The organism is Microbacterium sp. 71-36 (assembly GCF_001898305.1).
In the GTDB taxonomy this organism is placed as follows: domain Bacteria; phylum Actinomycetota; class Actinomycetes; order Actinomycetales; family Microbacteriaceae; genus Microbacterium.
In genome coordinates this window covers 1,751,804-1,778,434 of sequence record NZ_MKTP01000001.1, presented here as the reverse complement: position 1 = coordinate 1,778,434, position 26,631 = coordinate 1,751,804, and the positions used below count along the sequence as shown (strand labels likewise).

At 71.7% G+C, this 26,631-nt stretch carries 25 protein-coding genes and 2 riboswitches; of the genes, 11 read left to right on the top strand and 14 right to left on the bottom strand.

Features of this window, described 5'->3' with window-relative positions; all coding sequences use genetic code 11:
- Positions 1-9 precede the first annotated feature (9 nt).
- The 7 genes from thiD to BGO45_RS08380 all read right to left on the bottom strand — a co-directional run bounded on the left by thiD (position 10) and on the right by BGO45_RS08380 (position 7,483).
- On the bottom strand, positions 10-1,443 hold the full coding sequence (gene thiD, locus BGO45_RS08410) for a bifunctional hydroxymethylpyrimidine kinase/phosphomethylpyrimidine kinase (RefSeq protein ID WP_292692671.1): 1,434 nt from the start codon (positions 1,441-1,443) through the stop codon (positions 10-12).
- Positions 1,440-2,081, bottom strand: a complete 642-nt coding sequence (thiE, locus tag BGO45_RS08405; RefSeq protein WP_292692667.1) for a thiamine phosphate synthase — start codon at positions 2,079-2,081, stop codon at positions 1,440-1,442. The genes thiD and thiE overlap by 4 nt, the downstream gene beginning before the upstream one ends.
- A complete protein-coding gene (gene thiM / locus BGO45_RS08400; RefSeq protein WP_292692664.1) occupies positions 2,078-2,860 on the bottom strand; it encodes a hydroxyethylthiazole kinase in 783 nt (260 codons plus the stop codon). Before thiM ends, thiE begins: the two co-directional genes overlap by 4 nt.
- Positions 2,852-2,943, bottom strand: a riboswitch (TPP riboswitch). Its footprint overlaps the gene before it by 9 nt.
- 68 nt (positions 2,944-3,011) lie before the next feature.
- Positions 3,012-3,677 carry an SDR family oxidoreductase gene (locus BGO45_RS08395; RefSeq protein ID WP_292692661.1) on the bottom strand — a complete coding sequence of 222 codons (666 nt, stop codon included), beginning with the start codon at positions 3,675-3,677 and terminating at the stop codon, positions 3,012-3,014.
- Positions 3,678-3,865: 188 nt separating this feature from the next.
- On the bottom strand, positions 3,866-5,239 hold the full coding sequence (locus BGO45_RS08390; RefSeq protein ID WP_292692659.1) for an HNH endonuclease signature motif containing protein: 1,374 nt from the start codon (positions 5,237-5,239) through the stop codon (positions 3,866-3,868).
- A gap of 290 nt (positions 5,240-5,529) precedes the next feature.
- A complete protein-coding gene (locus BGO45_RS08385) occupies positions 5,530-7,035 on the bottom strand; it encodes a D-alanyl-D-alanine carboxypeptidase (protein ID WP_292692656.1) in 1,506 nt (501 codons plus the stop codon).
- Positions 7,036-7,096: 61 nt separating this feature from the next.
- Positions 7,097-7,483 (bottom strand): VOC family protein, encoded by a 387-nt coding sequence (locus BGO45_RS08380; protein ID WP_292692653.1) that lies wholly within the window; start codon positions 7,481-7,483, stop codon positions 7,097-7,099.
- Positions 7,484-7,593: 110 nt separating this feature from the next.
- Positions 7,594-7,703, top strand: a riboswitch (TPP riboswitch).
- On the opposite strand from BGO45_RS08380, the gene BGO45_RS08375 reads away from it, so the two are divergent.
- The 3 genes from BGO45_RS08375 to BGO45_RS08365 all read left to right on the top strand — a co-directional run bounded on the left by BGO45_RS08375 (position 7,696) and on the right by BGO45_RS08365 (position 10,561).
- Complete coding sequence (locus BGO45_RS08375; protein ID WP_292692650.1) at positions 7,696-8,325, top strand: ECF transporter S component; 630 nt, start codon at positions 7,696-7,698, stop codon at positions 8,323-8,325. (Overlaps the previous riboswitch by 8 nt.)
- Positions 8,325-9,776, top strand: coding sequence for an ABC transporter ATP-binding protein (locus tag BGO45_RS08370; RefSeq protein ID WP_292692647.1), 1,452 nt, complete (start codon positions 8,325-8,327; stop codon positions 9,774-9,776). The genes BGO45_RS08375 and BGO45_RS08370 overlap by 1 nt, the downstream gene beginning before the upstream one ends.
- Positions 9,773-10,561 carry an energy-coupling factor transporter transmembrane protein EcfT gene (locus BGO45_RS08365; protein WP_292692645.1) on the top strand — a complete coding sequence of 263 codons (789 nt, stop codon included), beginning with the start codon at positions 9,773-9,775 and terminating at the stop codon, positions 10,559-10,561. Before BGO45_RS08370 ends, BGO45_RS08365 begins: the two co-directional genes overlap by 4 nt.
- 10 nt (positions 10,562-10,571) lie before the next feature.
- On the opposite strand, the gene BGO45_RS08360 is transcribed toward BGO45_RS08365, so the two are convergent.
- Complete coding sequence (locus BGO45_RS08360) at positions 10,572-11,306, bottom strand: aminoglycoside 3'-phosphotransferase (protein ID WP_292692643.1); 735 nt, start codon at positions 11,304-11,306, stop codon at positions 10,572-10,574.
- Positions 11,303-11,788, bottom strand: a complete 486-nt coding sequence (locus BGO45_RS08355) for a GNAT family N-acetyltransferase (RefSeq protein WP_292692640.1) — start codon at positions 11,786-11,788, stop codon at positions 11,303-11,305. The genes BGO45_RS08360 and BGO45_RS08355 overlap by 4 nt, the downstream gene beginning before the upstream one ends.
- 134 nt (positions 11,789-11,922) lie before the next feature.
- Between BGO45_RS08355 and BGO45_RS08350 the strand changes: the two genes are divergently transcribed.
- Genes BGO45_RS08350 through BGO45_RS08335 form a run of 4 tightly spaced genes read left to right on the top strand, consistent with a single transcriptional unit; the run spans position 11,923 to position 15,298 of the window.
- Entirely contained in the window at positions 11,923-12,891 is a 969-nt protein-coding gene (locus tag BGO45_RS08350; protein ID WP_292692637.1) for a hypothetical protein, read from the top strand.
- Positions 12,892-12,936: 45 nt separating this feature from the next.
- Positions 12,937-13,698 carry an SDR family NAD(P)-dependent oxidoreductase gene (locus BGO45_RS08345; RefSeq protein ID WP_292692636.1) on the top strand — a complete coding sequence of 254 codons (762 nt, stop codon included), beginning with the start codon at positions 12,937-12,939 and terminating at the stop codon, positions 13,696-13,698.
- Positions 13,695-14,471, top strand: coding sequence for an enoyl-CoA hydratase/isomerase family protein (locus BGO45_RS08340; RefSeq protein ID WP_076493368.1), 777 nt, complete (start codon positions 13,695-13,697; stop codon positions 14,469-14,471). The genes BGO45_RS08345 and BGO45_RS08340 overlap by 4 nt, the downstream gene beginning before the upstream one ends.
- Complete coding sequence (locus tag BGO45_RS08335) at positions 14,468-15,298, top strand: NAD(P)-dependent oxidoreductase (protein ID WP_292692634.1); 831 nt, start codon at positions 14,468-14,470, stop codon at positions 15,296-15,298. The genes BGO45_RS08340 and BGO45_RS08335 overlap by 4 nt, the downstream gene beginning before the upstream one ends.
- Positions 15,299-15,502: 204 nt before the next feature.
- Here the strand turns inward: BGO45_RS08335 and BGO45_RS08330 are convergent, their stop codons facing one another.
- From BGO45_RS08330 to BGO45_RS08315, 4 genes are all read right to left on the bottom strand, one after another.
- Positions 15,503-16,348: an HAD family hydrolase gene (locus tag BGO45_RS08330; RefSeq protein ID WP_292692632.1), complete on the bottom strand. Its 846-nt coding sequence runs from the start codon at positions 16,346-16,348 to the stop codon at positions 15,503-15,505.
- Between the two features lie 61 nt (positions 16,349-16,409).
- Positions 16,410-17,825: a glycoside hydrolase family 1 protein gene (locus BGO45_RS08325; protein WP_292692630.1), complete on the bottom strand. Its 1,416-nt coding sequence runs from the start codon at positions 17,823-17,825 to the stop codon at positions 16,410-16,412.
- Positions 17,826-17,844: 19 nt separating this feature from the next.
- Entirely contained in the window at positions 17,845-19,698 is a 1,854-nt protein-coding gene (locus tag BGO45_RS08320; protein WP_292692627.1) for a beta-glucoside-specific PTS transporter subunit IIABC, read from the bottom strand.
- A 190-nt stretch (positions 19,699-19,888) separates the two neighbouring features.
- Positions 19,889-20,797, bottom strand: a complete 909-nt coding sequence (locus BGO45_RS08315) for a PRD domain-containing protein (RefSeq protein ID WP_292692624.1) — start codon at positions 20,795-20,797, stop codon at positions 19,889-19,891.
- 168 nt (positions 20,798-20,965) lie between these two features.
- On the opposite strand from BGO45_RS08315, the gene rlmN reads away from it, so the two are divergent.
- The 4 genes from rlmN to BGO45_RS08295 all read left to right on the top strand — a co-directional run bounded on the left by rlmN (position 20,966) and on the right by BGO45_RS08295 (position 25,535).
- Entirely contained in the window at positions 20,966-22,264 is a 1,299-nt protein-coding gene (gene rlmN / locus BGO45_RS08310) for a 23S rRNA (adenine(2503)-C(2))-methyltransferase RlmN (protein WP_292692622.1), read from the top strand.
- Between the two features lie 77 nt (positions 22,265-22,341).
- The gene (locus tag BGO45_RS08305; protein WP_076493383.1) at positions 22,342-23,355 is read left to right on the top strand and encodes an aldo/keto reductase family protein; all 1,014 of its coding nucleotides are present in this window, start codon (positions 22,342-22,344) and stop codon (positions 23,353-23,355) included.
- 78 nt (positions 23,356-23,433) lie between these two features.
- A complete protein-coding gene (locus BGO45_RS08300; protein ID WP_292692616.1) occupies positions 23,434-25,071 on the top strand; it encodes a DUF4407 domain-containing protein in 1,638 nt (545 codons plus the stop codon).
- Positions 25,071-25,535 (top strand): NUDIX domain-containing protein, encoded by a 465-nt coding sequence (locus BGO45_RS08295; protein WP_292692613.1) that lies wholly within the window; start codon positions 25,071-25,073, stop codon positions 25,533-25,535. Before BGO45_RS08300 ends, BGO45_RS08295 begins: the two co-directional genes overlap by 1 nt.
- Before the next feature lie 108 nt (positions 25,536-25,643).
- Here BGO45_RS08295 and BGO45_RS08290 read toward each other — a convergent pair whose 3' ends face one another.
- Complete coding sequence (locus BGO45_RS08290; protein ID WP_292692610.1) at positions 25,644-26,618, bottom strand: zinc-binding dehydrogenase; 975 nt, start codon at positions 26,616-26,618, stop codon at positions 25,644-25,646.
- Positions 26,619-26,631: the final 13 nt, after the last annotated feature.

Here is a 26,631-nt window from a genome sequence, read left to right as displayed (position 1 = left end):
ACCGGGCCGTCACCGCCGCAGCGGTGCCTCGAAGAACGCCAGCTCCCGCCGCATCGAGCGGGCGTACGCGTGGCCCATCGCGGCCCGGGTCGCAGGTGAGGCGTCGCGGGCCGCGGCATCCGCGATCCGCGACGCCTCCGCCGAGGAGACGGCGAACGTCTCGTCGCCGTAGGCCGTGAGCCAGTCGGCGTACGCATGGTCCGGGGTGAACGTGCCGCGCCAGCGCGCACCGATGTCGGTGTACAGCACGAAGCACGGCAGAACAGCCGCGACCAGCACCGCGTACGAGCCGTCCGCCGACACAGCGTGCAGGTGGTCGGTGTAGGCGACGGTGGCCGCCGCGGGCACGAGGCCCGTGGCATCCACGTGCGACTCGTGCAGCGACGCCTCTTCCGCCAGGCACGACACCGACGCCGCCGCCCAGAACCGCTGCTCTTCGGTTCGGGGGGCGAGGGCCGCGGCGCGGGCCAGGACGCGGGCGTACTCCCGCAGGTACAGCAGGTCCTGCCCGAGATACCAGGTGAACGCGGCGCGGTCCAGATCACCGGATGCCAGCCCCCGCACGAACGGGCAGTCGTCGACGTCGGCGCGCACCGCTGCCGCCTCGGCCCATCGCGCGGCGCTCCACGACGGGGCGAGGTCGAGGTGCGGCCGCAGCTCGTGCAGGTGGTCGATCGGTCCGTTCCCACGCCCGACGTGCAGCTCGGCGGCGTTCTCGAGGGCGCCGGTGAGCCAGCGTTTCGCCCGCACGAGGGCGTCGGGCCAGGGCAAGCCGTGCGCGGCGAGGGTGGCCATCGCCGACGACAGCGAGCATCCCGTGCCGTGGGTGTGCGGGGTGGCGACGCGACGGCCGGGCACCGGGTGGATGCCGGCCGCGTCGACGACGGCATCCGGACTCTCCTCGCCCGTGAGATGCCCGCCCTTGAGCAGAACGGTCGTGTCGGCGCGGGCCGCGAGCGCCTGTGCCTGCGCGACCGCGGTGTCCCAGTCGGCGGCGACGGGTTCGCCCACGAGCACGGCCAGCTCCGGCAGGTTCGGGGTGACGAGGTCGGCGAGGCGACACAGGTCGCGCACGGCCGCCTCGGCGTCGGCGTCGAGCAGCCGGTCGCCGCTGGTCGCGATCATCACGGGGTCGAGCACGACGACTGGCGGCCGCGTCTCGGTCAACCAGCGCGCGACGACGGCGACGACCTCGGCCGAGCCCAGCATCCCGATCTTCACGGCGTCGATCTCGACGTCGTCGCTCACAGCCCGCAGCTGCGCCGTCAGGAAGTCCGTCGGCGGCACGTGCACCTCGCGCACGCCGAGGGTGTTCTGCGCGACGAGCGCGGTCACCGCCGCCATCCCGTAGCCGCCGAACGCCGAGATGCTCTTCAGATCGGCCTGGACGCCGGCGCCCCCGGTCGGGTCGGTACCGGCGATGCTCAGCACGCGGGGGATCATGCCCACGCCTCGCGGAGCTCGCGGGTGGCGGCGGCGGGGTCGTCGGCTCCGCTCACCGCCGAGACCACCGCGACGCCCGCGGCCCCGGCCCCACGCAGCCCGTGGACATCGCCCACCTCGATGCCGCCGATCGCGACGCAGGGCAGAGGAGCGGATGCCACGAGCGCGGCGAACCCGTCGACCCCCAGCGGCTGCGGGTGATCGGGCTTGGTCGCCGTCGCGCGGATCACGCCGACGCCGAGGTAATCGACGGTCCCGGCCGGAAGCCCCGCGGCCGCGGCGAAGTGCGCCGGGGTGTTCGCCGTCCACCCGATGAGGGCGTCGGGGCCGAGCAGCCAGCGCGCGGCGATCACCGGCAGGTCGCTCTGGCCGAGATGGACGCCGTCGACGCGGGCTCCGGCGGACCGGGCGGCGAGGGCCACGTCCACGCGGTCGTCGACGACGAACGTCGCCCGGCCCGCGATGACGTCGGCCAGGGCCGTCACACGATCGAACAGATCGCGTCCGCACGCGTCCTTGTCGCGGAACTGCACGACGCTCGCCCCCGATCCGGCTGCGGCGTCGACGACCTCGACGACGCGCGCGAACGGCATCCGGTGATCGGTCACGAGGTGCAGCGACAGGTCATGCGCGCTCACACCGTCACCCGCCCGTCGAGGTCGGCGGGCTCCACCGCGGCGAGGGCGTCGAGGAAAGCGACGGCGAACGACCCCGGTCCGGTCGAGGCCGCTTCTGCGCGCTCCGACGCCACGGCCCAGATCGCGCTCGCCGTCGTCGCGGCGGTGAAGCCGTCGGCGACCGCGAGCAGCGCCGCCATCGCCGCGCCGAGGGCGCAACCGCCGCCGGTGACGCGGGTGAGCAGGACGCTGCCGCCGTGCACGCGCGCGGTGCGCCCGGCATCCACGATCAGGTCGACCGGCCCCGAGACGGCCACCGTCCCGCCGGTGCGCGCCGCGAGTGCGCGGGCCGCGTCGACCGCGGCCTCGGGGGAGTCCGTCGAGTCGACGCCGCGACCGCCCGCCCCGGCGCCGGCGAGGGCGAGGATCTCGGACGCGTTGCCCCGCACGATCGCGGGTCGCGCCGCGAGCAGATCGTGGGCCAGGGCCGTGCGTACCGGCAGCGCCCCCACGGCGACCGGGTCGAGCACCCACGGCGTTCCCGCCGCGACGGCTTCGCGGGCCGCGTCGCGCTGCTCGGCGGTCGGGGTGCCGAGGTTCACCAGGACGCCCCCGGCGACGCCGGCGAAGAGCCCCGCCTCACCGGGGATGTCGCACATGGCGGGTGAGGCGCCGAGGGCGAGGAGGGCGTTGGCGGTGAAGTTGGTCACCACCGCGTTGGTGATGCACTGCACGAGCGGCGGGGCGTCCCGCAGGTCGGCGAGAGCGGTGGACGGAGACGACGACGTGCGAACGACCATTCGCGACATCCCTTCGCTAGTACGAACTAGATCAGGTTCGACGGGTGTGTTCTCAGCCCCGTGGGGCACCCCGTGTCACTGCGGGCGACGCTAGCACGCCGGACGCGCTCGCGTCGGACGCGGTCGTGCCGGACGCCGTCGCGCGGGACGCTCAGTAACGCGCGGAGAAGCCGCCGTCGGTGTGGAGGAGCTGTCCGCTGATCCACCGACCCTCGGGTGACAGCAGGAACGCCGTGATCCCGGCGATGTCGCGCGGAACGCCGAGTCGGCCGAGCGGCTGGTGGGCGGTCAGCGCGTCGCGGGTCTCGGCATCCATCCATCCGGTGTCGATCGGACCCGGGTTCACGACGTTGGCCGAGATGCCGCGCGGACCGAGTTCCCGGGCGGCTGAGATCACGATGCGGTCGAGTGCGCCCTTGGAGGCGCCGTAGGGGAGGTTGCCCGTGGTGTGGTCGCTCGTGAACGCGACGATCGCGCCGCCGGTCTCGTCGACCTGGCGGGCGAAGGCCGCGATCAGAAGCAGGGTCGCGCGGGCGTTGACGGCGACGTGGCGGTCGAAGCTCTCGGCGGTGGTGTCGAGGATGCCGGACTCCACGCCGTGCGCGTGGCTCAGGACGAGCGCGTGGATCGGCCCGCGGTCGCGGGAGACGCGTTCGACCAACTCGGTCGGAGCGGTGGGGCTCGCGAGGTCGCAGGGGTAGTCGCCCGAATCGAGGTCGCTGGTCACGACGTCCCAGCCGTCGGCTTCGAGCCGGGGGACGATCCCCGCGGCGATGCTGTTCGCGCGCGCGGCGCCGGTGACGAGGACGTGGGGCATGCGTCGAGGCTACGCGGGCGCGCGCGGGCACTCGGGACGGTGCGCACCGCACGCCGCACGCCGCACGCCGCACGCCGCGCACCGCACGCCGCGCACCGCACGCCGCGCACCGCACGGCGCTGTCGCGCTCTCGCGCCGATGTGCATCCGCGTCGGCGTGCGTGCGCGCGGACGCGCTGGACGACGGCTTCAGAACGGCGCTGATTCTCGGTCGTGGTCGGTGCGCGGCGGTGGCGGTGGGGTGGGGTCGTTTGGGAGGAATCTGACCGCGGGTGAGTAGGGCAGTGGTTCGTCGGTGTAGACGCGTCCGGTGGGGGAGGTCCACTCGAGTACCCCGGCGGGGAGTTGATGGACTTTCCAGCGGGTGAACTGCTTCTGGGTGTGGTGTCGCTGGCAGAGGTGGGCGAGGTTGGTGACGTTGGTGGGGCCGCCGAGGGCGTGGTCTCGGGTGTGGTCGACTTCGCAGCGGACGGCGGGGGTGGTGCAGCCGGGCCAGCGGCAGTGGCGGTCGCGGGCGCGGAGGTGTCGGTCGATCGCGGCGGTGCGGTGGTAAGTGTCGGTTCGGAGTACCTCGCCCGAGACCGGGTGGGTGATGACGCGATCCCACGGGACGGCGGTGGCTTCCGCGAGGTTGCGGGCGGTGTCGGCGTCGATGGGTCCGTGGCCGACGAGGGCGGCGGCGTCGGAGTTCTCGGTGCCGGGGCGGAGCATCGTGAGCGCGGGGACGACGACCTGCACCCGCGCGCGGATCGCCCCGAGTGTGCCGGGGCCGTCGTCGCCGCGGGTGGGGTCGGCGTCGGGCGCGGCGGTGAGGAGCATGTCGGCGAGGATGTCCGCGCGGACCTGATCGGCCGTACGGGCGTCGGGGGCGGGTGCTGTTCCCTCCCGGTCATCTGCCGGCGCCTCGCGGCGTGCGTCGACGATCGCCGCGCTCTGTTGCACGAGCCGGTCGTAGATCCCCACCGCCAGCACCGTCGGCAGCGTCGCGATCAGGTCGGACATCCCGTCCTGCCCGTGAACGACGCGGACGCACCGGGTCTCGCGGCCGCGTCGGTGGCGTTCGGTGAGGGTGGTGGGCTGCAGCGCTTCCGCCAACGCCGCGAGGCGCGTCTTCAACCTCCCGGGACTGAGCCCTTCGGCGGTGGCGACGGCGAGGACATCGAATTCCTCCCGACGCTCGGACGGCAGTGGGGTCCCGGCATCCACGATCACCCGCACGTGCGCGCGGGACAGCGCCCCCGCTTCCCACGCGTCCAGGGTCACGGGGAAATCATCGGTGAGGGTCATCGACCACCCGATCTGCCCCTGCACACTCCGATCGGACACGCACTCGGCGGCCGCGATCTCGGACGCGACCTCCCGCAGCGCCATCTCGGCCGCCCGCGACGACGCCCGCAGCCCCGCGGTCGCGTCGAGGGCGAGGTGCCCCGCCCGGGCCAACGCCCGCACCCGCCGGGCCTCGGCGGAGGCGACCTCGGCATCCATCGCCCGCACCTCACGCAGCACCGCGGACAGGGCGACAGCCCCGTCATCGGGGAGCGGTGAACGCAAATCGAAGGACATGTCTGCATGCTAGCGAGGGGGTCCGACATCACAGCGGCCCCGAGGCGCCACATCGGGACAGATCCGACATCGCGCCTACTGGGGAGGAGGGGTGCGTGGCATCGCCGGCCGCAACAAACACGCGATGATCAGGTGTTTCCTCGCGGCAAGACGGCGCGGGTGAAGTTTCGCCGATCCTGTGGTGGGCGAGTGCGAGGCGACGGAAGCGGAATCGGGACGCCGCGGGCGAGCGCGCCCACACGTCGCCGTCACACGGGTCGGTCGCCGCACGGCCCCGCCGTCGAGAGACGTCAGTCGTTGAGCCCGAAGAGGTCGAGCGGGTGCGTCAGCCGCCACCAGGGGCTCGGCGGCTCGATGTCGCTCTCCAGCTGGACGTCGACGGTGGCGGCATCCAGGGGGCCGGTGGCGATCAACTCGCCGACGGTCGAGCCCGCGTCCCGCGCGTCGCCGAGCGTGAACGACGTGCCGGGAGTCGCGCTCGCGCCGTTCCACAGCACGTTCTGCGCGTCCGTCGCCGTGACGAGCGAGACGTCTTCGCCCCACAGCGTCGAGACCTTGCCGACGACCGTCCCCGCCGGCACCGAGGTGCGCAGCTGCACCTCTTCGGCGAGGCGCGTGTAGAGGTCGCGGCTGGCCTGATCGCGCTCATCGGGGCCGGGTTGGCCGAGTACGGCCGCGTAGGTGCGCACGGTGATCCCGCCGACCGTGAGGGCTTTCGCCGACAGCAGGTTCCAGGCATCCAGGGTTCCGGTCTTGATCCCCACGACGCCGGCGTCGGCCAGAAGCGGGTTGCCGTTCTTGAACGTTCCGGCACCCGGCAGCGACATCTCGGGGGTGCGCACGATCTCGGCGATCACGGGGTTCTGCAACGCCTTCTCGGCGAGGGCGATGAGAGCCGCGGGAGTCGCGGTGTTGCCGGCCTCGATCCCGGTGGGGTTCACGATCGTGATGCCCGAGATTCCGCGCTCAGCCAGGTAGCGAGCGGCGGCCGCGGTGAAATCGGCGTTCGACGGCCAGAGATCGGATGCCAGTCGCTGAGCGTAGTTGTTGGCCGAGGCGATGAGCATGCCCTGGAGCATCTGCAGCTCGGTCAGGGTGCCATCGACGGGGACGTCGAGGGAGGATTCGCCGCGGAAACGGTACTGCCAGTAGTCGTCGCTGTCGGCCTGCGTGAACCCGTACGTCGGGCCCTGTTCGCCCGGAGCCAGCGGAAGTCGTTCGAGCACGAGCAGCGCGGTGACGACCTTGGTGATGCTCGCGATCGACTGGGGGGCTTCCCCTGAGGACAGCACGTCGGGCATGCCCTGGACCGCGACCGCCGCCTCGCCCTGGACCGGCCACGCCGGCGACGCGGCCGGGGCCGCGACGGACTGCACCACGAGCGGCGTGACGCGCGGCGAGACCGCGTTCAGCGGCCAGAGCAGGGTGACCGCGGCGTACACGGCGACCAGCAGCATCAGCAGCAGCGGCGGGATGACCGTGCCGGGACGCAGCGCACGCCGGCGGCGCCCCGCGAGCAGATCGGGCGGGCGGGGTCCTGCCGGGGTGAGCGCGAACTCCGGAGTCGGACGGGGGGAGTCCGCCGACGCCGGGTCGACCCACGTCAATGCGATGGGTCCGCCGATGAGGATGCGTTCCGGAGCGGACGGGAGAGGTGCGGGCGCCGGGTCTCCATCGGGCGGGGGAGCGAGGGATGCCGCCGGAGGATCGACGGAGGCCGCGGGTGCGGGGGCATCGGGCGCGGGATCGACCCGGTCACGCAGCTCGCGCCGTGTGGCCGGTGTCTGGTCGTGCACTCGCCCACGCTACCCCGGGGGAGGCCCTCGCCGTGCAGCGCGCGGTCGCGCGCCGCGGCAGCTACGCGGCCGTGGTCTGGACGAGCTGGATGAGGTTTCCGCAGGTGTCATCGAACACCGCGATGAGGGCGGTCCCCACGTCGGTCGGCGGCAGGGTGAACACGACCCCGCGCTCGATGAGACGCGCGTGCTCGGCCACGAGGTCGTCCACGGCGAACTGGGCGAGCGGGATGCCGTCCCGCACCAGCGCCTCGCGGTACGGCCCGACGGCCGGGTGATCGGCGGGTTCGAGGAGCAGCTCCGCGCCGCCCTCCGGGGAGATGACGGTGAGCCACGCCGCCTCACCGAGCGGGATGTCGTGGTGGAGGACGAAGCCCAGTACCTCGGTGTAGAACGCGAGGGCCTCGCGCTGGTCGTCGACGAAGATGCTCGTCAGGTCGATCCTCATGATGTCCTCCGGGTGATGGGCGACGGCGCCGTGTCGTCCGAGTCGAGCAGATCGGGACCTGCCGATCAAGGGGATTCTCCGGGCGGCGGGCGAGGAGTCCTATACTCGGGAACCACAACCACGGGAGTCCGGTGAGCCGGGCTGAGAGGAAGCGACCCACGCTTCGACCGTCGAACCTGATCCGGATCATGCCGGCGCAGGGAGGAGAAGAAATGCACACGTCCACGTCTGCCCGGACGGCCCCGGCCGTCGCCACGTCCGACCGCTTCCGCTGGCGCGTCGTCGACATCGTCGTCGCCGCGGTCCTCGGCGTCGCGATCGGTCTCGTCTTCTGGGGATGGAACACCGTCGGCGGCCTGTGGTTCGCCGCGATGGACGGGCTCACACCCGGCCTCGGCGGTATCGCCGTGGGCATCTGGCTGCTCGGCGGTGTGGTCGGCGGTCTCGTCATCCGCAAGCCCGGCGCGGCACTTCTCGTCGAGGTCATCGCCGCGGTCGTGTCCGCTCTCATCGGCAACGTGTGGGGAATCAGCACGATCTACTCGGGACTCGCACAGGGCCTGGGTGCCGAGCTGATCTTCCTCGCGTTCCTCTACCTGCGCTTCTCGCTGCCGGTCGCGATGCTCGCCGGTGCGGGAGCCGGTGTCGGCGCGTGGGTGCTCGAGTTCTTCACCGGCAACATCGTCAAGACCGCCGAGTTCAACCTCCTCTACCTCGGCACGCTCATCGTCTCGGGAGCGGTGCTCGGCGGTGTCGTGGGGTGGCTCCTCGTCCGGGCGCTCGCTGCCAGCGGCGCGCTGAGCCGGTTCGCCGCGGGACGCGAACGCCGCCGCGAGGTCTGATGCCGCATCCCGCGCGCGTCGAGGTCGACGGCTGGGGGTGGCGCTACGCCGGTCGCCGGCTGCCCGCCACCCGCGATGTCGACCTCACGATCGAGCCGGGGGAGCGGGTGCTGCTCCTCGGCGCGTCCGGGGCGGGGAAGTCGACGCTCCTCGCGGGGCTCGCCGGACTCCTCGGGGGCAGCGACGAGGGCGAGGCCACGGGTCGGATCCTGGTCGACCGGCAGCCGCCGGAGGGTCAGCGCGGCCGCATCGGCCTCGTCCTGCAGGACCCCGAGTCCGGCGTCGTCCTGTCCAAGGTCGGCGATGACGTCGCCTTCGGCTGCGAGAACCTCGGCCTGCCGGCGGATGCCATTCCCTCGCGCGTCGCGGAGGCACTGGCATCCGTGGGTCTGGACGTGCCGCTCGATCGTCCGACGAAGGCCCTGTCGGGCGGGCAGAAGCAGCGGCTCGCGCTCGCCGGGGTGCTGGCGATGCGTCCGGGGCTGCTGCTGCTCGACGAACCCACCGCCAACCTCGACCCGGACGGCGTACGCGAGGTGCGCGCCGCGGTGGAGCGGGTGGTCGCGCGCGACGAGACGACCCTCGTGCTCATCGAGCACCGCACGGCCGTGTGGGCCGACCTCGTGACGCGCGTGATCGTGCTGGCGCCCGGCGGCGGGCTGCTCGCCGACGGTCCGCCGGCGTGGGTGTTCGCCGAGCACGGTGAGGCGCTCGCCGCGGCGGGTGTGTGGGTGCCGGGACGTCCGGTCGAGCTGCCCCTGCTCGCTCCCGCTTCGCCGTCGACGGATGCCGTGCTCTCGGCGTCCGCGCTCACGATCGGCCGGGACCGCCGGACGCCGGTCCTCGCGGGTCTCGACGTCATGGTTCCGGAGGGCGCGGGTACCGTCGTCACGGGCCCGAACGGCGCGGGCAAGTCGACGCTCGCTCTGACCCTCGCGGGTCTCCTGCCGGAGCTCGCGGGAGAGGTCGTCGCCACGCCCGGGCTCGCCGCCCGGGGCGTCCGCCGTCCGTCGCGGTGGCGATCCACCGAGCTGCTCACCCGCATCGGCACCGTGTTCCAGGAGCCCGAGCACCAGTTCCTCGCGTCGACGCTGCGAGAAGAGCTCGCCGTCGGACCGCGGGCACTCCGGATGCCGACGGCCGAGGTGGACGCGATCGTCGACGAACTGCTCGAGCGCCTCGACCTGGCATCCCTCGCCGAAGCCCACCCGTTCACCCTCTCGGGCGGGCAGAAACGACGGCTGTCGGTCGCGACCGTCCTGGCGTCCGCTCCCGCGGTGATCGTTCTCGACGAACCGACGTTCGGTCAGGACCGCCGCGGCTGGAGCGAACTCGTCGCGCTTCTACAGCGCGAGATCGCGCGCGGGCGGAGCGTCGTCGCCGTGACCCACGACGCCGACGTCATCCGTCACCTCGGCCAGCACCGTATTCGGTTGGAGGGCGCCGCGTGACCGCGACGATCGCCGTGGTCGGGCGCACGGCGGCGTGGCTCGACGGGGTCAACCCGGTCACGAAGATCCTCATCGCGCTGGTGCTGTCCGTACCGCTGTTCGCCACGCTCGACCCGGTGAGCGCATCGGTCGCGATCGTGCTCGAACTCGCGTGCATCCCCCTGACCGGGCTCGCGGTCGCGACTGTGCTGCGGCGACTCGTGCCGGTCGTCGTGTTCGCCCCGGTCGCCGGGGTCAGCATGCTCCTGTACGCGAAGCCGGGGGGAACCGTCTACGGTCAGTTCCTGTTCGCCACGGTGAGTGACGACTCGATCGCGCTGTCGCTCGCGGTCATGCTGCGCGTGCTCGCCCTGGGGCTCCCCACGATCCTGCTGTTCGGCCGCACCGATCCGACCGAGCTCGCCGACGCGCTCGCGCAGGTCGCCGGACTCCCCAGCCGGTTCGTGCTCGGCGTGCTCGCCGGCGCCCGCACCGTCGGGCTGTTCGTCGACGACTGGCGCACGATGACCCTCGCCCGACGCGCCCGCGGCCTCGGCGACCGGGGAGCCCTGCGGCGCTTCCTCGGCATGGCGTTCGTGCTCCTGGTCTTCGCCGTCCGTCGCGGCACGACGCTCGCGACCGCGATGGAGGCCCGCGGCTTCGGAGCCCCGGTCGACCGCACCTGGTCGCGGCCCTCTCGGCTGCACCCGCGCGACGGCATCGCGTTCGCCGGGGCGATCGTGCTGATCGGGGTCGCGCTCACCGCCGCCGTGGCGACGGGCGCGTTCCGCTTCGTCGGGGGCTGAGGAGGACCGGTCAGGTCGCGTTCCACAGGTCGCGGTAGAACGCCTGGCGCACGGGATCCGGGGCGACGCCGTACGCGTCGAGGAACGGGGGCTCCCACCCCGGTCCGTAGTTCCACTCCAGTGACATCGCAGTCACGGCGATGTCCGCCCACCGATCGGCCACCCCGAGCGCGCCGAGGTCGACGTGCGCGGTCCACTCCCCGTCGTCGTCCACGAGGGTGTTCGGGGCGCAGGCGTCGCCGTGACATACGACCGCACGGTCGATCGGGGGCGCGGCTCGCAGCGCCTCCGGCACGCGGATGCCGCGGACGGCGGCGTTCTCGACCCGCTCGGGCACTCCCCACGCGAAGGGGCACCGGTCGACCGGGAGGGTCTCGTGCAGCGCGCGGAGCCCGCGGCCGAGAGCGATCACCGCGCGGCCGGGGTCGACGACCCAGCGGGGATCCACCGCCGAGCGGCCGGGGAGGCCGTCGGTGACGAGCCACTCGTGCGCGGCATCCCGCCCCTCGTCCCGCACCACGGGCACCGGCGTGTACGGAGCGGCCCATCGCAGCCGCTCGGCCTCTGCGCGCATGGACGTCTCGGCGTTCAGCGGCCCCCATTTCACGAAACGGACGCCGTCGGGGCCGGCCGCGCGGAAGGTCACCCCGCCGATCTTGTTCACCCACACCGCTTCGAGGTCGGCGTTCCCGGCGAGGCCCCGGACGACGTCGGGTACCTCGAAACGGGGGTCGGGAATGCTCACAGCACCCGCTCGAAGCACAGGGAGTCGGGCATCGTCGCGACGTAGGGCTCGTACACGGGGATCGGCGTGAAGCCCGTTCCCGCATACAGTGCGAGCGACTCCGGTTGCATCCGCCCGCTCTGCAGGATGACGCGCCGAGCGCCGCCCTCCCGCGCCCGCGCGACGACCGCTCCGGTGAGCGCGCGGCCCACACCCCGTCGGCGCGCGGCCGCGGTGACGATCAGTCGCTTGAGCTCCCACTCCTCGCCGAGACGACGCAGCATCGCGTGGCCGAGCGCGGTGCCGTCGGCATCCACAGCCAGGAAGGTTGCGACCACCTGGTCCTCGTGAACGGCGAGGGCCTCGGCGCGCTCCTCGGCCACTCCGGGGGGATCGTCGGCGTCGGCCTCGCGATACCGCTCGTCCAGATCGAGATCGAGGATGCCGCGCAGGGCGACGGCCCGCGGATCGTCGACGGCGACCCGTTCGAGCGTGAAGTCCATCCGACGAGCCTAGAACGAACAGCCCGGGCCGACCGAGGTCAAGACCGCGGTGAGCGACACGTGGCCGCCCATCGTGCGGGCTACGCTGAGTGCTCGCCTCCGGTCGGGGCGGCGAAACAGGGGGTGAGGGTGCCGTGGCTCTATCGATGGCGCTGCTCGCGATCAGCATCGCCGTCGTGGCGAGCGTCCTGCTCGTCGCCATCCCCCACCTCGGTGGGCCGAGCACGATGCGGCTCTTCCTCCGGTTCACGCTCGCTTTCCTGTTCTGCGCCGTGAGCGCCTGCGTGCTCTACGTGATCTCGCGCGCCGGAGGCGGCATGGTCTTCCAGATCATCGGTGACACGGCGATGGTTCTCGCCCCTTCCCTGCTCTTCGTCGGGCTGTGCGTCCTGACCGAACGTCGCGCCCTCGAGCCCGGCGTACTGGCGTTCGCCCTGACCGTGACCGTCGCGGTCGTGTCCACGACCGTGCCGCAGCCGTCGCCGTTGGCGGTGAAGGGCGTCGCGGTCGCGGTGGCCTGCGCCGCCTGCGCCTGGTCGGCGCTGCGGTCTCCCGCGGAGCCGGCACGGCCCCTTCTCCTCATCGCGATCGTCAGCGCGGGGTACTCGGTCTACTCGCTCGTGCGGATGCTGGTCGGCGTGAGCGCGGGGTGGGACTCGGCCGCCGTCCTGGCGGGACAGTTCTTCGTCCCCGCGATGATCACCGGTGTCGTGGCCGCGTCCGTCGTCACCGCGTGCGCGGCCTGGCTGATCGTCGCCCGCGCGCGCCTGGACGCGACGCGCCGCCGCTCGGCCGGCACGCTCGTGGTCGTCGGCGACTGGCGGTTGGCGAGCGCCGCATACGGTCAGGAGCGGGTCCGCACGCTCGTCGTCCAGCTGCAAGCGGCGGCGCGGGATCTCGATCCGAACGCGGTCGGCGTGCCGCGCGGAGTCGAGGTCGTCCTGCCTTCGCCCGTCGCCACCCTGGGAGCCCATGTCCGCGACACGTACGGATGGAATCCCGACGAGGTCGCGCTCCTGTCGGACGCCGTCCCGACGGGCACGGTGCGACTCCCGATCCTGCGTCCCTCGCGCCCGCCTCGACTCCGTCCACCCCGAACCTGAGTCCCGGGTAGAGTGAAACTGAGTTTCTGCTTCGAAGGAGAACGCATGGACATCGCGGGTGCATCAGCCCTCGTCACCGGAGGGGCCTCGGGGCTCGGCCTCGCCACCGCGCGGCGCCTCGCCGATGCGGGCGCCCACGTGACGATCATCGATCTGCCGTCCTCGGCCGGCGACACCGTCGCCGCCGGGTTCGGGGGCGCGTTCGCGGCCGCCGACGTCACCGACGCCGAACAGGTCGCCGCCGCCGCGGCGCGCGCGGCGTCCGTCGCGCCGTTGAGAGTCGTCGTGAACTGCGCGGGGATCGCGCCGCCGGCGAAGGTGCTCGACCGCGACCTGAAGCCCACGCCGCTGGCGGACTTCGAACGGCTCGTCCGCATCAACCTCGTCGGCACGTACAACGTGATCGCCCAGACGTCGGCGCTGATGGCCGCCTCCGAGCCGACGGAGAGCGGGGATCGCGGCGTCATCGTCAACACCGCCAGCGTCGCGGCCTTCGACGGGCAGATCGGCCAGCCCGCGTATTCGGCGAGCAAGGGCGGCGTGCACGCGATGACGCTCCCCATCGCCCGCGAGCTCGCGCGCCACGGCATCCGAGTCGTCACGATCGCCCCCGGCATCATGGAGACCCCGATGCTGAAGGGCCTCCCGCAGGCGGCGCAGGACTCGCTCGGTCAGCAGGTGCCGTACCCCTCGCGCCTGGGCGCGCCCGATGAGTACGCGCGGCTCGTGCTCGCGATCGTCGACAACGGCTACCTGAACGGCGAGACGATCCGCCTCGATGGCGCGATCCGGATGGCGCCGAAATGACCGACGGCATCCTGCTCTCCATCGACGCGGGGCTGGCCCGTGTCACCTTCGACCGTCCCGCCTCGCTGAACGCGATGGACTTCCCCATGGCCCGCCGCTGGCGCGAGGTCGCCCACGAGGTCACCTCCGACACGACGGTGGGAGCGGTGATCCTGGATGCCACGGGCCCCGCGTTCTGCGCGGGCGGCGACGTCGTGGCGATGGCGACGACCGGAGCGTCCGGTGCCGAGGTGACCGAGACGGCGACGGCGATCCACGACGGCATCCGGACCTTCGCCGAAGCGCCGCTGCCGATGGTCGCCGCCGTGCACGGAGCGGTGGCCGGCGGGGGACTCGGACTGATGCTCACGGCCGACTACGTCGTCGCGAGCGAGAACGCGCGGTTCGTGTCCCGATACGCGAACATCGGGCTCACCCCGGATCTCGGTGTCTCGACGCTGCTCCCGGCGGCGATCGGACAGCGCCGGGCACTGCAGCTGCTGCTGCAGGACCGCATGCTCGACGCCGCCGAAGCCCTCGACTGGGGACTGGTGGCCGAGGTCGTGGCATCCACCGATCTTTCGGCGCGGGTCGAGGAGATCGCGCGCTTCTGGCTCGACGGGGCGACAGCGGCCTTCGGGCAGGCGACGAGGTTGGTGCGTGCGGGCGCCGGTCGCACGTTCGCCGACAACCTCGCCGACGAGGCCGCCACGATCGGCGCCGCATTCGACACCCCCGAGGCGCGGGCGCGGGTCGCCGCGTTCGCCGCCGCCTCCGCGAAGGGACGCTCGTGACGCTGAACGGCAAGACCATCCTGATGTCGGGCGGGAGCCGCGGCATCGGCCTCGCGATCGCGCTGCGGGCCGCGCGCGACGGGGCGAACGTCGCCCTGCTGGCCAAGACCGACACCCCCCACCCGAAGCTCGAGGGCACCATCCACACCGCGGCCGACGCCATCCGCGCCGCGGGCGGTCGGGCGTTGCCCATCGTCGGCGACGTGCGGGACGAGGCATCCATCACCGAAGCCGTCATGCGGACGGTCGGGGAGTTCGGCGGCATCGACATCGTCGTGAACAACGCCAGCGTGATCGACCTGTCGGGCTCGCTCGATCTCGCCACCAAGAAGTACGACCTCATGCAGGACGTCAACGTGCGCGGCACGTTCCTGCTCTCGCGGGCTGCGATCCCGCAGCTGCGCGAGGCGGCGAATCCGCACATCCTGTCGTTGTCGCCGCCGCTGAACGTCACGGCGAAGTGGCTCGGCGCGCACACCGGGTACAGCATGGCGAAGTTCGGCATGACGATGGCGACCCTCGGCCTCGCCTCGGAGTTCGCGAGCGACGGGATCGCCGCCAACACCCTCTGGCCGCGCACGACGATCGCGACCGCGGCGGTGCAGAACGTCATCGGCGGCGACCGGCTCATGGCCGTGTCGCGGACGCCGGAGATCTACGCGGACGCCGCGTACGAGGTGCTGTGCGCTCCCTCACGGGAGCTCACCGGGCAGACGCTGATCGTCGAGGACGTGCTGGAGGCCGCGGGCGTCACCGACTTCTCGGGATACGCGGCCGTTCCCGGCACCCCCGACGCCGCGCTGTACCCCGACATCTTCCTGGACTGAGGGCTGCGCGGGCGCGCGCGGCGTGCGCCTGCGCTGCGCCGAGCTGCGCTGCTTCGCCGAGAAACGGTATCGGCGGCGAGAAACGCGACGACGCCTTGTTTCTCGCCGCCGATGCCGTTTATCGCTGTGGTGCGGGTGCGGGTGCGGGTGCGGGTGCGGCTGCGGGTGCGGGTGCGGGCGCGGGCGCCGGGTGCGGGTGCGGTGTCAGATCAGGCCGAGCTCGGCGAAGGCGTTGTGCACGCCGTCCTCCAGCACCGCGGTGGTCACGCGGCCGGCGAGACGCTGCAGCTCGGGCACCGCGTTGCCCATCGCCACCGGGGTGCCGACGACCTCGAACATCTCGACGTCGTTCCAGCTGTCGCCGATGCCGATGGCATCCGCCGCATCGAGTCCGAGCATCGTGAGCACCTCGAGGATCGCGGAGCCCTTGGTGACCCCGGCGAGACCGATCTCGCCGTTGGAGCCGCCGGGCAGCGGGATCGAGCCCGGGATGACGTGGAAGCGCTCACCCAGCTCGGCGGCGCCGTGCGCGACGGTGTCGGGTGCGGGGCTGATGAACACGGCCTTCGCGACGCGGTCGCGGTCGACCTCGGCCAGCGGCCGGGTGCGCGGGATCGGGCCCCCCGTGGGGGCGGGGTGCCCGAGGGCGGCGAGTTCGGCGGCCCGCTCGGCGAGGCGCTTCTGCACGTACTCGCGCATCACGGGCTCGATGCCGGGAGAGGCGAACACCGCCTCGTGCGTCTGGAGGAAGTAGTGGATGCCATGGGCGGCGAAGTAGTCCTCGATCGCCGCCACGTCGTCCCGGCGCATCGGGTGGGAGACGACCGTCTCTCCGTTGCGCGTGGCGTACGCGCCGCCGTTGCTGATCGCGCCGTCGAAGCCGATGGCGATGACGTCGGGGTGGATGTCGCCCTCGGCGCGCCCCGTGCACAGCCACACGAGGTGGCCGTTCGCGCGGGCCTGGCGGATGGCGGTCACCGTCGAGGGGGCGATCGCCGAGCCGTGCTCGAGGATCGTGCCGTCGACGTCGAGGAAGGCGATGCGGGTCATGCGTTTCTCCGCGGGTCGGCCCCGGACCGCGAGGGTCCGGGGCCGACCCGATCGATGGGGATCAGCGGGTCAGGGACGCGCCGTTGGTCCGGATGACGTCGGCGTACCAGTGGAACGACTTCTTCCGGTACCGATCGAGGGTTCCGGAGCCGTCGTCGTTGCGGTCGACGTAGATGAAACCGTATCGCTTGCTCAGCTGTGCCGTGCTGGCGCTGACGATGTCGATGCAGCCCCACGAGGTGTACCCGAGCACGTCGACGCCGTCTTCGAGCGCCTCGCCCACCTGCACGAGGTGGTCGTTGAGGTACGCGATGCGGTAGTCGTCGACGACCGTCTTCTCTCCGTCGACCTCGACGAGCTGGTCGCGGGCGCCCAGCCCGTTCTCGACGATGAACAGCGGCTTCTGCCAGCGGTCCCAGAACTGGTTGAGCACCAGGCGCAGGCCCACCGGGTCGATCTGCCAGCCCCACTCGCTCGCCGGGAGGGTCGGGTTCGGCACGCCGCCCATGATGTTGCCCTCGCCGGCGGCGCGCAGCGAAGGGTCGGCGGTCTCGGCGATCGACATGTAGTAGCTGAACGAGACGAAGTCGACCGTGTTCTTCAGGTCGGCGCGGTCCTCGTCGGTGATGTCGAGCGCGATGCCCTCCTCGCGCAGGCGGCGCAGGAAGTAGCCGGGGTATTCGCCGCGGGTGTGGACATCGCCGTAGACGAGGTTGCCGTGGTCGGCATCCATCACCGCGACCGCATCGGCCGGGGAGGGCGTCAACGGGTAGATCGGCATCGACAGCACCATGCAGCCCACCTGCGCCCGGGGGGCGACCTCGCGGGCGATGCGGGTGGCCCGGGCGGATGCCACGAGCTCGTGGTGCATCGCCTGGTACAGCTCGCTCTTCGGCACGCCGCCCTCGGGGAGGGGGATGCCGCCGCTCATGAACGGGGCGTGCAGCAGCGAGTTGATCTCGTTGAACGTCAGCCAGTACTTCACGCGGGCGCCGAACCGCTCGAAGAGGGTCCGGGCGTAGCGCTCGTAGAAGCCGATGAGCGCGCGGCTCGTCCAGCCGCCGTACTGCTCGGCCAGGTGCAGCGGCGTCTCGTAGTGCGAGATCGTCACGAGCGGCTCGATGCCGTGCTTCTCGAGTTCGTCGAGCACCCGGTCGTAGAACGCCAGGCCCTCCTCGTTCGGCTCGGTCTCGTCGCCGTTCGGGAAGATCCGGCTCCACGCGATCGAGAAGCGGTAGACCGAGAAGCCCATCTCGGCGAAGAGCGCGATGTCCTCGGCGTAGCGGTGGTAGTGGTCGATGCCGACGAGCTTGAGGTTGTCGGGCGTCGGGCGCTCGGTGCGCGGACCCGAGATGCCGTTGGGCATCACGTCCTGCACCGAGAGACCCTTGCCGCCTTCGTCGTACGCGCCCTCGATCTGGTTGGCGGCGGTGGCGCCGCCCCAGAGGAAGCCGTCGGGGAAGGGGGTGTTGCTCATGCGTGGTTCTCCCAGGGGATCAACGGGTGGCGGAAAGAGAGTCGACCGACACGGCGCGGAAGAGGGTCTCGCCGTGCGAGAGCGGTCCGGATGCCACGTCGGCGACGTCGGGGTAGAGGTCGCCGTTGGTCACGATGACCGGGGTGATCAGGTCGTAGCCGGCGCGCTCGATCGCGTCGCCGTCGAACTCCACCAGGAGGTCGCCGGCTTTCACCTGCTGGCCCGACGAGACCTTCAGCGAGAAGTGCTCGCCGCCGAGCTTGACGGTGTCCAGGCCCACGTGGATCAGCAGTTCGACACCGTCGACGCCGCGCAGACCGACCGCGTGACCGGTCGGGAACGCCGCGACGACGGTCGCGTCGAACGGGGCGTACACGGCGCCGGAGGTCGGGCGGACCGCGACGCCCTTGCCGAGCGAACCGTCCGCGAAGGCGGCATCCGGAACCTCGCTGAGGGCGACGACGGAGCCGTCGACCGGGTTGAGCACCACGGTGTCGGTCGCCGCGGCCGGCGCGGCGGGGGCGGCCTCGTCGACCGGGTCCTTGAAGCCGATGAGCACCGTGAGCAGGAACGGAACGACGACCGCGACCGCGAGGCCGATGGCGAGCATGACCATGTTGCCGTTGCCGAGCAGCGCCGGAAGCGCGAGGCCCGACGGGACGACGAACGCCTTCGAGAAGACCCCGCCCATCGCGATGAGCGCGCCGCCGAGGGCGCCACCGACGACACCGAACGCGAAGGGGCGCTTCAGCGGCAGGTTGATGCCGTAGATCGCGGGCTCGGTGATGCCGGCGAGGAAGCCGGACAGGGTGGCGGGCGCCGCGAGCGAGCGCAGGTTCTTGTTGCGCGAGCGCACCAGCACACCGGCGACGGCGGCGGCCTGGGCCAGCACCGCGGCGAACACCGGGCCGATGAGCAGGATCATGCCGGTGGTCTGGTACTCGAGCTGGAACAGCGGCACCAGGCCCCAGTGCAGACCGAAGATCACGAAGACCTGCCACAGACCGCCCATGATCGCGCCGCCGAGCCACGGCACGGTCTCGAAGACCCAGCCGATGCCCGAGGCGAGGCCGCCGCCGAGGAGCGCGGAGAGCGGTCCGATGACGACGAACACCAGCGGCACGGCCACCAGCACGACGATCATGGGGGTGACGAAGCGGCGCACCGCGCCGGGCAGCACCTTCAGCAGGAAGCGCTCGGCGTGGCTCTGCAGCCACACGATGATGATGACCGGGATGACGCTGGAGACGTAGCTCACCATCGTCACCGGGATGCCGAAGAAGGTGACGTCCGGGGCGCCGGTGAGCGCCGTGATCGACGGGTACACCAGCGCTCCGGCGATCGCGAACGACGTGAACTCCGACGCCTTGAAGTAGCGGGCCGCGGTGATCGCGAGCGCCAGCGGCAGGAAGTTGATCAGCGCGTCGGACAGCGCGTTGAGGATCGTGTAGGTGGTGGTCGTGGCATCCATCCAGCCGAAGGTCACGGCCGCGGCGAGGAACGCCTTCAGGAGCCCGGTGCCGGCCAGGGCCCACAGGATCGGCGTGAAGATCGCCGAGATCATCTTGATGAAGCGGTTGAAGAGGTTGCCCTTCGGGCCCTCCTCGGCCCCGGCGTCGCCGCCGACCTTCGTCTGTGACTGGATCGCCGCGTACACGTCGGGCACGTCGTTGCCGATGACGACCTGGTACTGGCCGCCCGCCTGGGCCGTGGTGATGACGCCGGGCACGGCGCGGATCGCCGCGGCATCCGCCTTGCTCTCGTCCTTCAGGACGAACCGGAGCCTCGTCGCGCAGTGCACGAGGGATTGGACGTTGCTCTCTCCACCGACACCGGCGAGGACCCCCGCCGCCGTCTTCGCGTGATCCGCCATCGGAACCGCCTGCCTTCCACCGCATCGATGCGGCCTGTCGAATGTTCTGTGTCGACGTCTCCGGCCTGTTTCGGGCAATAAAAAAGACCCGAACCCGTTCATCGCTCGTCAGCGATGTGAGTTCAGGTCTTGCCCGCTCGCGCGGTAACAATCCAGATTCGTCGGCGGGCCGTGAGGCCTGCGGCAGCGACTATAGCATCGGCGCGGAGGGGTCGCCACCGTCGTCGCCGCGACCCATGCTCGTCGCGAGCCGCTCGACGTGGACGATCATGTACAGCACCTCCTCGTCGGTGAGGGCCGAGCCCGTCGCCGCGAGGACGTACGCCTTCACCGCCTCGGCGATGTCGTACGAGCGCGGATAGCGGTGCTTGGCGAACTCGAAGAACGACGAGTCGCCGCTGGCGAGCATGGTGCGATCCACCAGGCGCTGCAGCAGGAACCGCACGTGCAGGATGAACCGCGCGTAGTCGGCGCTGTCGGTGTCGAGCGCCGTGCCGAGCCCCGTCTCGACCGTGCGGACGACGTGCTGCACGCGCCGGAAGAGCAGCGCCGCGGTGCCGTTGGGCTCGTCGCGCGTCGCGTTCAGCAGGTGCATCGTCAGGAACACGCCCTCCTCGGGCGGGAGATCCCGCTCGAGGGATGCCGCGATCGACGTGGCCATGTGCTCGGCGACGCGCGACTCGTCGGGGTGGAGGATGCGCAGTTCGGGCATCGAGGTGCCGGGGATGCGGATGCCCTGGTCGAGGCGCTCCACGACGTAGTGCACGTGGTCGATGACGGCGAGGGGGAATCGCCGGCCGAGGTCGCGGCCGAGTTCGCGCTCGGCCTCGTCGACCGCCCGCAGCACGGCCTGCACGAGCGTGTAGGGCGCGTCGGTGAGGAGCTTCCGCGCGTGCGCGGTGTCGGTGGCCTGGTCGAGCACGAACGTCTTCTCGACCTTCGCGGGGTCGATGCGCCCATCGTGCTTGAGCTGGAACCCGATGCCCCGGCCCATCAGCACGCGTTCGCGGCCGTCGGCGTCGATCGACACGACGACGTTGTTGTTCAGAAGCCTCTGGACGCCGCCGGGCGGGAGGGAGACGTCACCGGCACCGGGCATGGGATGCAGTTTAAGGCGGTGGCGTCCCGGGTGAGTTGCCCCGATTCGTCGCCCGGCCGCGCCCGCGGCGACCATCCGGGGCAACGGAAGGTGCCGTTGCGCGCGGGGGCTGAAGCGACCGCGCAGCGCCCAGCCTCGGCGCAGGCGCACCCCGGTACCCTGGAACCCATGACCGATCAGCCCCCCGTGCGCTCCACCACGCCCCGGCAGGCGCGCCCCGCGGGGGCCCCGGCCGACACCGCCGTCCGCGAGACGAAGCCGCGTCAGGTCCGTCCCGCCACGGAGGGCTGGCAGCAGGCCAAGGACGAGACCGGCCGTCCGCTGCTGCAGTTCGCCAGCCCCAAGCGCGGCAAGCCGCCCGTGCACCTCGCCGACCTCACCGCCGAGGAACGCGTGGCGAAGGTGAAGGAGCTCGGGCTCCCCGGGTTCCGGGCGAAGCAGCTCGAGAAGCACTACTTCACCCACTACACGTCCGACGCGGCCGCGATGACCGACCTTCCGGCATCCGGTCGCGACGAGCTGGTCGCGGGGATGCTCCCGCCCCTGCTGACCGAGGTGCGCCGCCTCGAGACCGACCGCGGCGACACGATCAAGTTCCTCTGGAAGCTGCACGACGGCGCGCTCGTCGAGTCGGTGCTCATGCGCTACCCCGGCCGCATCACGCTGTGCGTCTCGAGCCAGGCCGGGTGCGGCATGAACTGCCCCTTCTGCGCCACCGGCCAGGCGGGCCTCACCCGCAACATGTCGGCGGCCGAGATCATCGAGCAGATCGTGCGCGCCAATGCCCTCATCGCCGCGGGAGGCCTCGGCGGGAAGAAGCGTGACGATCACTCCCTCGACCGCGTCTCCAACATCGTCTTCATGGGCATGGGCGAGCCGCTCGCCAACTACGCCCGCGTGATGCAGGCCGTCCGCGTGATGGTCGACAAGGAGCACGGGCTGGGCATGAGCGCCCGCGGGATCACCGTCTCGACCGTGGGGCTCGTCCCGGCGATCAAGAAGCTCGCCGACGAGAACATCCCGGTGACCTTCGCCCTGTCGCTGCACGCGCCCGACGATCACCTGCGCGACGAGCTGATCCCGGTGAACTCCCGCTGGAAGGTCGACGAGGCCCTGGATGCCGCCCGCGCCTACTTCGACAAGACCGGGCGCCGCGTCTCGATCGAATACGCCCTGATCAAGGACATGAACGACCACGCGTGGCGCGCCGACCTGCTGGCCGAGAAGCTCAACGCCCGCGGTCGCGGCTGGGTGCACGTGAACCCCATCCCGCTGAACCCGACCCCGGGCTCGATCTGGACGGCCTCCGAGATCCCCGTGCAGAACGAGTTCGTGCGGCGTCTGAACGACGCGGGCATCCCGACGACCCTCCGCGACACCCGCGGCAAAGAGATCGACGGGGCGTGCGGTCAGCTCGTCGCGACCGAAGAGGACGAAGCCGCCGCCGCGGAGACGCCGGTCGGCTGAGGGATGGTTCTGTCGGGTCCGGCGGCTATCCGGTCAGCGCGGCCCCCGATGTCGGATGCCGCCGATAGCGTTGAGCCATGGTCGGTTATCGCTACCTCGGAAACAGTGGATTCAAGATCTCGGAGATCACCCTCGGCAACTGGGTGACCCACGGTTCGCAGGTCGGTGACGACGCCGCGATCAAGACGGTGCACGCCGCCCTCGACGCGGGCATCACGACGTTCGACACCGCGGACACGTACGCCAACACCGCGGCGGAACTCGTGCTCGGCAAGGCCCTCGAGGGGCAGCGCCGCGAGTCGCTCGAGATCTTCACGAAGGTGTACTTCCCCACCGGTCCCATGGGGCCCAATGACACCGGCCTCAGCCGGAAGCACATCATGGACTCGATCAACGGCTCCCTGAAGCGCCTCGGCACCGATTACGTCGACCTCTACCAGGCGCACCGCTTCGACTACGAGACGCCCCTCGAAGAGACGTTCCAGGCCTTCGCCGACATCGTGCGTCAGGGCAAGGCGCTCTACATCGGCGTCTCCGAGTGGACCGCCGAGCAGCTCCGCGACGGACACGCGCTGGCGAAGCAGCTCGGCATCCAGCTCATCTCGAACCAGCCGCAGTACTCCATGCTCTGGCGTGTGATCGAGGGCAAGGTCGTGCCGACCAGCGAAGAGCTCGGCATCTCGCAGATCGTCTGGTCGCCGATGGCGCAGGGCGTGCTCAGCGGCAAGTACCTGCCGGGTCAGCCGGTGCCCGACGGTTCACGCGCGACCGATGAGAAGAGCGGGGCGAACTTCATCAAGCGGTTCCTCCGCGACGACGTGCTCGAGGCCGTCCAGCGCCTGAAGCCGATCGCCGACGAGGCGGGGCTCAGCATGCCGCAGCTCGCGATCGCGTGGGTGCTGCAGAACCCCAACATCGCGGCCGCGCTCGTCGGCGCGTCGCGTCCGGAGCAGCTCGCCGACACCGTGAAGGCCTCGGGCGTCACGCTCGACGCCGACACGCTCGCGGCGATCGACACGGCCCTCGGCGACGCCGTGTTCGCCGATCCCGAGAACACCTACGAGGTGTCGCCGAAGGCGCGTCTGGTCTGATCTCACCCTGAGCGGGGCCCCGGCAGGGCCACAGGCCCCGCTCAGGAGCGGGCAGGACTCGCGTCGTACCCTGTGCGAATGTCCTTTTCCGCTCACCGGCCCGGACGCTTCGGCTCCGACGGCCGCATCGAGTTCACGACGGACGATGACCGCGAGCCCCAGTACCTCGACGACATCCTCGCCCAGCAGCGTGACGACGCCGACGCGTCGGCCGACACCGTGACCTCCGAAGACCCCACCGAGCCGTGGGGTGCACCGCCCGCCGGTGACGACGACACCGCCCCGTTCGAGTGGCCCGAAGACACCGAGTCCGCGGCGGACCCGCAGCCCGTGGGCGCACCGGTCCCCCTCGATTCCGCCCCGGAATCCGTCGAACCCGTCCCGCCCGCGGCCGAGCCCGAGCCCGTGGTCCCCGAGGCGGCGCCGTTCCCCGCGCCCGTGGCATCCACCCCTCGTCCTCCGCGCCTCCGGCGAGCCGACCCGCGCCGGCCGAGCCTGTCGCTCGTGCGGCGCATGGCCGTGCTCGGCGGCGCCGACAACGACGTGCTCGACGAGGTGCCCGAAGAGGTGCCGCGCTTCGTGCAGATGTTCCTGGTGCTCGCGGGTACGGCGCTCGTCTCGGCGCTGTCGATGATGTTCGCGCTCCTCACGGGTGTGCGGATCAGCATCTTCCTCGCGATCCCGCTCGCCCTCGTGTGGGGCCTCATCATCTTCAACCTCGACCGCTTCCTCACGTCGACCATGCGGTCGACCACGAACGTCTTCCGGCTGCTCGGTCTGGCTTTCCCGCGCATCATCATGGCGGCGCTCATCGGCATCGTCGTGGCGGAGCCGCTCGTCCTCCAGGTGTTCCAGAACGACATCAACCGCGAGGTCAACTCCACCAACGTCACGCAGGCGCTCACCGATCAGGACGCCGTGACGAACGGTCCCGAGAAGCAGGCCCTGGATGCCGCGAGCGCCCAGGTCGCGGCGCTCGAGAACCAGGCGGCGACCGGGATCGTCGCCGGGACCTCGTCGACGTCCGCCGAGGCCGCGGCCGCCCAGCAGACGGTCGATCAGCTGACGCAGCAGCTCGCCGCGCAGCAGGCCGTGATCGACCAGGCGCGCGCGGTGTACCAGTGCGAATTGACCGGCCAGGGCGCCGGGGAAGTCGCGGGGTGCACCGGCGTCGCCGGCGACGGTGCCAGCTCGGAGGCCGCGAAGGCGCAGCTCGCTCAGGCCCAGTCGTCGTACGACGCCCTGTCGGCGCAGCTGCAGCAGGCGCAGACGTCGCTGGCCGCCGCGAACTCGGCCGGTGCCGATGCCGCCGCCGCCTCGGCCGACCAGAACAAGCAGCAGGCCGAGGACCAGTTGCCCGCCGCGCGTGCCCAGTACGAGTCGGCGCTGACGGCCTACAACGACCGCGCGTCCTCGGTGGCGAACGGCAACGCCGGGGCCGTGGGCCTCCTGAGCCAGATCTCGGCTCTCGAGCGCCTCTCCGAACGCGAGCCGACGCTCCGCTGGGCGCATTGGCTCATCGCGGCGCTGTTCTTCATGATCGAGCTGCTGCCGGTGCTCGTGAAGGTGCTCACCGGGTTCGGCGGTCCGTCGCTGTATGAGAAGGCCGAACGCATGCGCGGCCAGATCGCGCTCGACCGGGTCACGGCCCGCACGTTCCGCAAGCGCGCCGACGTGATCGCCGACGAAGCGGCGCGCGTCCCGGCGGGCGTCTGATGGTCGCCTGGAGCGCGGGGCTGCTGCTGTACCGGCGGCATCCCGCGCTCGAGGTGCTGATCGCGCACATGGGCGGCCCGTTCTGGGCGCGCAAGGACGCCGGCGCGTGGTCGATTCCGAAGGGCGAGTTCGAGCCGGGTGCGGAGGAGCCCCGGGATGCCGCGCACCGCGAGTTCCGTGAGGAGCTCGGCCTCGAACCCCCGGCGGGGGAATGGGCCGAGCTTGGGACGTTCGCCGCGACCTCGAGCAAGAAGCTCGTGGTGTTCGCGCTCGACGGCACCGGGTTCGAGGCATCCGGATTCGTCTTCGGCGAGTTCGAGATGGAGTGGCCGCCGCGGTCGGGTCGTACGGCGTCGTTCCCCGAGGTGGACCGCGCGGAGTGGACGGGTCTGGATGCCGCCCGTGATCGCCTCGTGAAGGGGCAGCGTCCCGTGCTCGACGTGCTGGAGCGCCTGCTCGCCTGACGCGGTGCCCTGCCCGCAAACGCCGAGTGTCCAAGACACGCCGATGTCGCGCGGGCGCAACGGCGTGTCTTGGACACTGAACCGTGAAGGGCGGAACCCCCGGGAGGCTTACGGGCGCAGCAGCACCTTGCCCACGCGCGGCGAGAAGCTCGCGGCGGCGGCGTCGCGGACGTCCTCGAGCGCGAACGTCGCCGCGACGGGGAGCGTCACGGTGCCGTCGGCGAGGTAGCGGGACAGTTCGCCGAACAGGGCGCCGCGGGTCTCGGCATCCATCGTCTTGCTGACGACGCTTCCCCAGAAGCCCTTCACGGTCGCCTGGCGGAAGATGATGTCGCCCGCCGACAGCTCGAGCTTGCTCTCGCCCATCGAGCCGAAGATGACGAGCGTGCCGTTCTCGGACAGCAGCGACAGCACGTCGTTCGCCGCCGAACCGCCGACCGAGTCGACGCCGGCGACGACGCGTCCGCCGTCGATGATCGCGAGGGCCGTGTCGCGCCAGTCGGCGGCGTCGGTCGAGACGACGTTCGAGATGCCCTGCTGAGCGAGCTCGTCGACCGCGCTCTGGCGGCGGACCAGACCCAGGACGTGGATGCCGCGGGCCTTCGCGATCTGCGCGACCATGCGCCCCACGGCGCCGTTCGCGGTGTTCTGCACGAGCCAGTCGCCGGCCTTCAGGTCGAGCGAGTGCAGCAGGCTGATGGCGCTGAACGGCATCGACACGAGCTGGGCGGCCATCTCGTCGGGGAGGGCGTCGGCGACCGGGATCAGGCCCGCAGCGGGGGTCACGACGTACTCGGCCCAGACGCCGAAGGTGCCGCCGGTGGCGACGCGCTGGCCGACCTCCAGGCCCTCGACGCCCTCGCCGAGCGCGTCGACGATGCCGACGGCCTCGGTCCCCGCGCGGGCGGGGAGCTCGGGCTTGTAGCCGTAGGTGCCGCGGATCGTCCACAGGTCGTGGTTGTGGATCGGCGACAGGAGGATGCGCAGCCGCACCTGGCCGGGGCCGGGCTCGGGGGTCTCGACCTCTTCGACGTTCAGGACGTCGGTCGGTTCGCCGAACTGGGGGTGCACGATGGCGCGCATGTCTCTCCTTGCG

Excerpts from the sequence above, each read along its gene's own strand:
- thiD (WP_292692671.1), bottom strand. The coding sequence starts at position 1,443 with ATGATCCCCCGCGTGCTGAGCATCGCCGGTACCGACCCGACCGGGGGC.
- thiM (WP_292692664.1), bottom strand. The coding sequence starts at position 2,860 with ATGGTCGTTCGCACGTCGTCGTCTCCGTCCACCGCTCTCGCCGACCTG.
- BGO45_RS08395 (WP_292692661.1), bottom strand. The coding sequence starts at position 3,677 with ATGCCCCACGTCCTCGTCACCGGCGCCGCGCGCGCGAACAGCATCGCC.
- BGO45_RS08390 (WP_292692659.1), bottom strand. The coding sequence starts at position 5,239 with ATGTCCTTCGATTTGCGTTCACCGCTCCCCGATGACGGGGCTGTCGCC.
- BGO45_RS08380 (WP_292692653.1), bottom strand. The coding sequence starts at position 7,483 with ATGAGGATCGACCTGACGAGCATCTTCGTCGACGACCAGCGCGAGGCC.
- BGO45_RS08375 (WP_292692650.1), top strand. The coding sequence starts at position 7,696 with ATGCACACGTCCACGTCTGCCCGGACGGCCCCGGCCGTCGCCACGTCC.
- BGO45_RS08370 (WP_292692647.1), top strand. The coding sequence starts at position 8,325 with ATGCCGCATCCCGCGCGCGTCGAGGTCGACGGCTGGGGGTGGCGCTAC.
- BGO45_RS08355 (WP_292692640.1), bottom strand. The coding sequence starts at position 11,788 with ATGGACTTCACGCTCGAACGGGTCGCCGTCGACGATCCGCGGGCCGTC.
- BGO45_RS08345 (WP_292692636.1), top strand. The coding sequence starts at position 12,937 with ATGGACATCGCGGGTGCATCAGCCCTCGTCACCGGAGGGGCCTCGGGG.
- BGO45_RS08340 (WP_076493368.1), top strand. The coding sequence starts at position 13,695 with ATGACCGACGGCATCCTGCTCTCCATCGACGCGGGGCTGGCCCGTGTC.
- BGO45_RS08330 (WP_292692632.1), bottom strand. The coding sequence starts at position 16,348 with ATGACCCGCATCGCCTTCCTCGACGTCGACGGCACGATCCTCGAGCAC.
- BGO45_RS08325 (WP_292692630.1), bottom strand. The coding sequence starts at position 17,825 with ATGAGCAACACCCCCTTCCCCGACGGCTTCCTCTGGGGCGGCGCCACC.
- BGO45_RS08320 (WP_292692627.1), bottom strand. The coding sequence starts at position 19,698 with ATGGCGGATCACGCGAAGACGGCGGCGGGGGTCCTCGCCGGTGTCGGT.
- BGO45_RS08315 (WP_292692624.1), bottom strand. The coding sequence starts at position 20,797 with ATGCCCGGTGCCGGTGACGTCTCCCTCCCGCCCGGCGGCGTCCAGAGG.
- rlmN (WP_292692622.1), top strand. The coding sequence starts at position 20,966 with ATGACCGATCAGCCCCCCGTGCGCTCCACCACGCCCCGGCAGGCGCGC.
- BGO45_RS08305 (WP_076493383.1), top strand. The coding sequence starts at position 22,342 with ATGGTCGGTTATCGCTACCTCGGAAACAGTGGATTCAAGATCTCGGAG.
- BGO45_RS08300 (WP_292692616.1), top strand. The coding sequence starts at position 23,434 with ATGTCCTTTTCCGCTCACCGGCCCGGACGCTTCGGCTCCGACGGCCGC.
- BGO45_RS08295 (WP_292692613.1), top strand. The coding sequence starts at position 25,071 with ATGGTCGCCTGGAGCGCGGGGCTGCTGCTGTACCGGCGGCATCCCGCG.
- BGO45_RS08290 (WP_292692610.1), bottom strand. The coding sequence starts at position 26,618 with ATGCGCGCCATCGTGCACCCCCAGTTCGGCGAACCGACCGACGTCCTG.